General features: G+C 50.8%; 1 protein-coding gene and 1 pseudogene. One reads left to right on the plus strand and one right to left on the minus strand.

Going from position 1 to position 1,665, the window contains the following annotated elements; translation table 11 throughout:
- Nucleotides 1-254 precede the first annotated feature (254 nt).
- On the minus strand, nt 255-1,052 hold the full coding sequence (locus BG61_RS38350) for an SDR family oxidoreductase (protein ID WP_035943593.1): 798 nt from the start codon (nt 1,050-1,052) through the stop codon (nt 255-257).
- Between the two features lie 140 nt (nt 1,053-1,192).
- Between BG61_RS38350 and BG61_RS41670 the strand changes: the two are divergent.
- A pseudogene (locus BG61_RS41670) lies at nt 1,193-1,665 on the plus strand (transposase); the annotation flags it as partial.

Consider the following 1,665-nt stretch of genomic DNA (forward strand, 5'->3'; position numbering starts at 1 on the left):
GCCTCCACCAAATCCGGGGCGGTTCAAGGCGCCGTGCCAGCGCGAGCCACAAACGTCCTTCTTTAACTCGCCGCGAGCTCGAGCGGCGAGAATCAAATCCATATGATATGGCGTACGCGCCAAAAGATCGCGCAAGCTCTTGAAATTGACCAATGGAACACCAATCAATGGCGACAAGTTGGCGGAGCCAGATCTTTCTTTTCTGACTTGTGCATTTTCAATAAATTTTTCTGATTCCGCCGCGCTTGATCAATCTAAATTGATGCGTGAGCAATAGATTGCTCGTCCTTGTCTACTGCTTTTTCTTGGAACTGTGGAATGATATTTCGAAATTCACCCACATCTGACGGAACAATTTTCACCAACTGCTCGATAACTTCTTCAGGATCACGCTCCATAGCGAAGATCTTTTTGAAAGCTTCTTGCATATCCGAACGTTTAATGAAATTCTTGGTATCGTCCATCCATTTGAACGCCGTTTCCGCCATGGTCTCGTTGTAGCCCGTGGCGTAAGCACCTGGATTTATGGTCTGAATCTTGATGTTGAAAGGCTGAACTTCCTGCGCCATTGCCTCGGCAATAGCTTGCATAGCATGCTTTGTAGATCCATAGCAACCGAAACCCGGCACGGAGATAATGCTAAGCACTGAAGTCGTAAACACGATCTTTCCCGGCTGTCCGGACGTGACCCATTTGCGCACAACTTTCTGGGCAAGGTCCAGCGGAGCAAAGACATTGGTCTCATAGTTTGAGCGCACGAGTTCCATCGGCATTTCACTGACAGGACCACCTTCTCCATATGCCGCGTTGCTAAACAATACGTCAAAATCCCATTCAAGAGCGGCTCCGACATCAAACTTGTCAAGGATGTCAAGTTTCTCAACGCGCAGGTTCGTTAAGCCAAGCTTTTCCGCTTTGGCACGTAATGGAAAAACCTGTGGAGAAATTTGCACAGTTGCAATTACTTCGTGTCCCTGCGTTGCCAGACCCAAAGCGGTTCCTTCACCGAAGCCAGATCCTGCGCCAGTAATGAGAATTCGTTTTTTGTTCATTTTTTACCTATGGAGAATCAGAAGAATCAAAAGTAGAGTTATGGCCGGTCAATAGTAGGCGCGAGATAACCATGACCTGCTCTGGAATTTTCGGACCAGCTGAAACTTGAGAGAATAGCTTCCAACGGAGAATGGAAGTCATGAAGAAGAGCCGGTTTACCGACGAGCAGATGGTCACGATTCTGCGTGAGGCAGACAAGGCGCCAGTCGCCGAGATTGCAAAGAAGCACGGGATAAGCGAGCAGACGATTTACAACTGGCGGCAGCATTTCGGGGGGCTGGAGGCTGCTGATGTGAAGCGGCTCAAGCATCTCGAACAGGAGAATGCGCGACTGAAGAAGATGCTCGCGGAGCGCGATCTCGAACTCGACGTGATGAAAGAGATCAACGCAAAAAAGTGGTGAGCGCGCCCGCGCGTCGCCAGCAGGTTGCCTATGCGAGGACACGGGGCCTGTCGGAACGACGTGCGTGCGCGCTGATGTCGGTCGCGCGGTCAGCGTTACATTACGAATCGAAACTTGCTGTGCGAGATGCGCCCGTGCTCGCGGCAATGAGCATTCTGTCGGCGCAATATCCGCGCTACGGTGTAAGCGTTGCGCGAGCACCGTCTAGA

Origin of the sequence: Caballeronia glathei, assembly GCF_000698595.1 — a bacterium.
Taxonomy (GTDB): domain Bacteria; phylum Pseudomonadota; class Gammaproteobacteria; order Burkholderiales; family Burkholderiaceae; genus Caballeronia; species Caballeronia glathei.